Below are 5,340 nucleotides of genomic sequence, written 5' to 3'. Positions count from 1 at the left end.
GGGGGTTGGTTGGTCAGGTTTTGCTCGTCATTGTTTTTCGATGGAGAGTTTGATCCTGGCTCAGGACGAACGCTGGCGGCGTGCTTAACACATGCAAGTCGAACGGATCACTCTTTGGGGTGGTTAGTGGCGAACGGGTGAGTAACACGTGAGCAACCTGCCCTTCACTCTGGGATAACTGTGGGAAACTTCAGCTAATACCGGATATTACCTGTCACTGCATGGTGGTGGGTGGAAAGATTTTTTGGTGGGGGATGGGCTCGCGGCCTATCAGCTTGTTGGTGGGGTGATGGCCTACCAAGGCTTTGACGGGTAGCCGGCCTGAGAGGGCGACCGGCCACACTGGGACTGAGATACGGCCCAGACTCCTACGGGAGGCAGCAGTGGGGAATATTGCACAATGGACGGAAGTCTGATGCAGCAACGCCGCGTGCGGGATGAAGGCCTTCGGGTTGTAAACCGCTTTCACCGCCGACGAATTGAAGACGGTAGGCGGAGAAGAAGCACCGGCTAACTACGTGCCAGCAGCCGCGGTGATACGTAGGGTGCGAGCGTTGTCCGGATTTATTGGGCGTAAAGAGCTCGTAGGTGGTTTGTTGCGTCGGGAGTGAAAACACGCCGCTTAACGGTGTGCTTGCTTTCGATACGGGCAGACTTGAGGAAGGTAGGGGAGAACGGAATTCCTGGTGGAGCGGTGGAATGCGCAGATATCAGGAGGAACACCAGTGGCGAAGGCGGTTCTCTGGACCTTTCCTGACGCTGAGGAGCGAAAGCGTGGGGAGCAAACAGGCTTAGATACCCTGGTAGTCCACGCCGTAAACGGTGGGCACTAGGTGTGGGACCCATTCCACGGGTTCCGTGCCGTAGCTAACGCATTAAGTGCCCCGCCTGGGGAGTACGGCCGCAAGGCTAAAACTCAAAGGAATTGACGGGGGCCCGCACAAGCGGCGGAGCATGCGGATTAATTCGATGCAACGCGAAGAACCTTACCTGGGTTTGACATGCACCAGACGCATTCAGAGATGGATGTTCCCTTTGGGCTGGTGTGCAGGTGGTGCATGGCTGTCGTCAGCTCGTGTCGTGAGATGTTGGGTTAAGTCCCGCAACGAGCGCAACCCTCGTCCTATGTTGCCAGCGCGTAATGGCGGGAACTCATGGGAGACTGCCGGGGTCAACTCGGAGGAAGGTGGGGATGAGGTCAAGTCATCATGCCCCTTATGTCCAGGGCTTCACGCATGCTACAATGGCTGGTACAAAGGGTTGCGATGCCGCGAGGTTGAGCGAATCCCGTAAAGCCAGTCTCAGTTCGGATTGGGGTCTGCAACTCGACCCCATGAAGTCGGAGTCGCTAGTAATCGCAGATCAGCATTGCTGCGGTGAATACGTTCCCGGGCCTTGTACACACCGCCCGTCAAGTCATGAAAGTCGGTAACACCCGAAGCCGGTGGCCCAACCTTGTGGGGGGAGCCGTCGAAGGTGGGATCGGTAATTAGGACTAAGTCGTAACAAGGTAGCCGTACCGGAAGGTGCGGCTGGATCACCTCCTTTCTAGGGAGCCCATTGTCTATCGGGTCTGACTGGCCCGGAGGCGTCCTGCTTTCTCGCCCGTGTGTGGTGGGGGTGGGGTGGGTTTTTGATTGTGGAAGCATTGATCGAGTGCTCTTGCCTGGTGGCTGGTGCGCGTCTGGTACTGCTCGGCCCTCTTTTTTGGGGGGTGTGGGTGTGGAAGGGTGTGTGTTGGTTGTGGGTGGGGGTGTGTGCGCGCTGTTGGGTTCTGGAATTTCCACTGTGTCGTCCCTGGTGTTTGTTGGGGGCGGGTGGGGTTTCAAACCAAATTTGTTTGCTGGCTGTCAGCTTGTCTTGCATCGGTTGGTGTGGGGTGGTTGGTGGGTGGTTGTTGTTTGAGAATTGTATAGTGGACGCGAGCATCTTGTAGTTTTTGTTGATCGTTTTTTTGGTGACAAGCTACTAAGGGCGGTCGGTGGATGCCTTGGCATCAAGAGCCGATGAAGGACGTTGCAACCTGCGATAAGCCATGGGGAGTTGGTAAGCGAGCTTTGATCCGTGGATGTCCGAATGGGGAAACCTCGAAAGTACCGGAGTCATGTCCGGCGACCTCACTCTGAATGTATAGGGGTGTTGGAGGGAACGCGGGGAAGTGAAACATCTCAGTACCCGCAGGAAGAGAAAACAATTGTGATTCCGTGAGTAGTGGCGAGCGAAAGCGGATGAGGCCAAACCTGGTGTGTGTGAGAGCTGACAGGCGTTGCATGCTGGGGGTTGTGGGACCTGCTTCACTGGGCTGTCATCTGGTGGGCGAGTGATAAAAGACATGCGAAGTTGAAGCCTCTGGGATGGGGCACCATAGTGCGTGATAGTCGTGTAGGCGTAAGTGTGTCTCTCGTGGCAGTGTTCCCAAGTAGCACGGAACTCCTGGAATTCTGTGTGAATCTGGCGGGACCACCCGTCAAGCCTAAATACTCCTTGATGACCGATAGCGGACAAGTACCGTGAGGGAAAGGTGAAAAGTACCCCGGGAGGGGAGTGAAATAGTACCTGAAACCGGCCGCCTACAATCCGTCGGAGCCTCCTTGTGGGGTGACGGCGTGCCTTTTGAAGAATGAGCCTGCGAGTTAGGGGTGTGTGGCGAGGTTAACCCGTGTGGGGTAGCCGTAGCGAAAGCGAGTCCGAAGAGGGCGTTTGAGTCGCATGCTCTAGACCCGAAGCGGAGTGATCTATCCATGGCCAGGGTGAAGCGACGGTAAGACGTCGTGGAGGCCCGAACCCACTTGGGTTGAAAACCGAGGGGATGAGCTGTGGATAGGGGTGAAAGGCCAATCAAACTCCGTGATAGCTGGTTCTCCCCGAAATGCATTTAGGTGCAGCGTCGCATGTTTCTTGCCGGAGGTAGAGCACTGGATGGTCTATGGGGCCCACAAGCTTACCGAAATCAGCCAAACTCCGAATGCCGGTAAGTGAGAGTGCGGCAGTGAGACTGTGGGGGATAAGCTTCATAGTCGAGAGGGAAACAGCCCAGATCACCAGCTAAGGCCCCTAAGGGACTGCTAAGTGGAAAAGGATGTGGAGTTGCGAAGACAACCAGGAGGTTGGCTTGGAAGCAGCCACCCTTGAAAGAGTGCGTAATAGCTCACTGGTCAAGTGATTCTGCGCCGACAATGTAGCGGGGCTCAAGCAGTCCGCCGAAGCTGTGGCATTCACGCGTGTACTTGGGACTTTGTCTCTAGGTGTGTGGATGGGTAGGGGAGCGTCGTGTGTCCGGTGAAGCGGCGGGGTGACCCAGTCGTGGAGGGCATGCGAGTGAGAATGCAGGCATGAGTAGCGAATGACGGGTGAGAAACCCGTCCGCCGATTATCCAAGGGTTCCAGGGTCAAGCTAATCTGCCCTGGGTGAGTCGGGACCTAAGGCGAGGCCGACAGGCGTAGTCGATGGACAACCAGTTGATATTCTGGTACCGGCGAAGCAACGCCCGTGCTGAGGCTAGTGATACTAAGCACGCGAGATTGCCCGTCGATCCCTTCGGGGGTTGTGGGTGGTTGAGTCTGTGACCTGAGCTGGTAGTAGGCAAGCTGCGGAGGGACGCAGGAAGGTAGCCCATCCCACGCGATGGTTGTCGTGGGCTAAGATGGTAGGCCGGCGCATAGGTAAATCCGTGTGCTGTGTGGCTGAGAGTTGATGGCACTGGGGGTTTCGGCTTCTGGTGTGGGTGATCCTATGCTGCCTAGAAAAGCTTCGTGAGCGAGTTGTGAGCCGCCCGTACCCTAAACCGACACTGGTGGATAGGTAGAGAATACTGAGGCGATCGAGAGAATCGTGGTGAAGGAACTCGGCAAAATGCCCCCGTAACTTCGGGATAAGGGGGGCCTGAACCGTGAACCCACATTGCTGGGGGTAGCGGGGAGGGTCGCAGAGACCAGGCCCAAGCGACTGTTTACTAAAAACACAGGTCCGTGCGAAGTTGTAAGACGATGTATACGGACTGACTCCTGCCCGGTGCTGGAAGGTTAAGGGGAACTGTTAGCCGTGAGGCGAAGCGGTGAACTTAAGCCCCAGTAAACGGCGGTGGTAACTATAACCATCCTAAGGTAGCGAAATTCCTTGTCGGGTAAGTTCCGACCTGCACGAATGGAGTAACGACTTGGGCGCTGTCTCCACCACGAACTCGGCGAAATTGCACTACGAGTAAAGATGCTCGTTACGCGCAGCAGGACGGAAAGACCCCGGGACCTTTACTATAGTTTGGTATTGGTGATCGGTACGACTTGTGTAGGATAGGTGGGAGACTGTGAAGCATTCACGCCAGTGGGTGTGGAGTCATCGTTGAAATACCACTCTGGTCGTTCTGGTTATCTAACCTCGGACCCTGATCGGGTTCAGGGACAGTGCCTGATGGGTAGTTTGACTGGGGCGGTCGCCTCCCAAAAGGTAACGGAGGCGCCCAAAGGTTCCCTCAGCCTGGTTGGCAATCAGGTTTCGAGTGTAAGTGCACAAGGGGGCTTGACTGTGAGACAGACATGTCGAGCAGGGACGAAAGTCGGGACTAGTGATCTGACGGTGGCGTGTGGAAGCGCCGTCACTCAACGGATAAAAGGTACCCCGGGGATAACAGGCTGATCTTGCCCGAGCGTCCATAGCGACGGCATGGTTTGGCACCTCGATGTCGGCTCGTCGCATCCTGGGGCTGGAGTCGGTCCCAAGGGTTGGGCTGTTCGCCCATTAAAGCGGCACGCGAGCTGGGTTTAGAACGTCGTGAGACAGTTCGGTCCCTATCCGCTGCGCGCGTTAGAGTCTTGAGAAGGGCTGTCCCTAGTACGAGAGGACCGGGACGGACCAACCTCTGGTGTGCCAGTTGTACCGCCAGGTGCATGGCTGGTTGGCTACGTTGGGAAGTGATAACCGCTGAAAGCATCTAAGCGGGAAGCACGCTTCAAGATGAGGACTCTCACCACCTTGAGTGGGTAAGGCCCCCTGGAGACCACGGGGTTGATAGGCCAGATGTGGAAGCACAGTAATGTGTGGAGCTGACTGGTACTAATAGGCCGAGGGCTTGTCACACCACCAAAAAAATGTTGTGTTGGCATTGACTTGTGTGTGTTCGCGTCCACTGTACGATATCTGGAACAACAACCCCTGAGGTTGGGTTGGTTGGCCCGATTGTCCCTCACACCTGGTGGGTGTGGGATGAAAAATTCAAGATTGTTTCGGTGGTCATGGCGAAAGGGAAACGCCCGGTCCCATTCCGAACCCGGAAGCTAAGCCTTTCAGCGCCGATGGTACTGCACTCGTGAGGGTGTGGGAGAGTAGGACACCGCCGAACAACC

At 56.2% G+C, this 5,340-nt stretch carries 3 rRNA genes; all 3 read left to right on the top strand.

Annotated elements, in window-relative coordinates:
• The first annotated feature begins 37 nt into the window (after positions 1–37).
• A 16S ribosomal RNA gene (locus IFY26_RS17375) occupies positions 38–1,548 on the top strand.
• Positions 1,549–1,958: 410 nt separating this feature from the next.
• Positions 1,959–5,074, top strand: a 23S ribosomal RNA gene (locus tag IFY26_RS17370).
• A 145-nt stretch (positions 5,075–5,219) separates the two neighbouring features.
• Positions 5,220–5,336 (top strand): 5S ribosomal RNA (gene rrf / locus IFY26_RS17365).
• The 16S, 23S and 5S rRNA genes sit together here, the layout of an rRNA operon.
• Positions 5,337–5,340 lie beyond the last annotated feature (4 nt).

Source organism: Propioniciclava soli (assembly GCF_014858005.1).
Taxonomy (GTDB): domain Bacteria; phylum Actinomycetota; class Actinomycetes; order Propionibacteriales; family Propionibacteriaceae; genus Propioniciclava; species Propioniciclava soli.
This window is presented reverse-complemented; position numbering and strand designations above follow the sequence as displayed.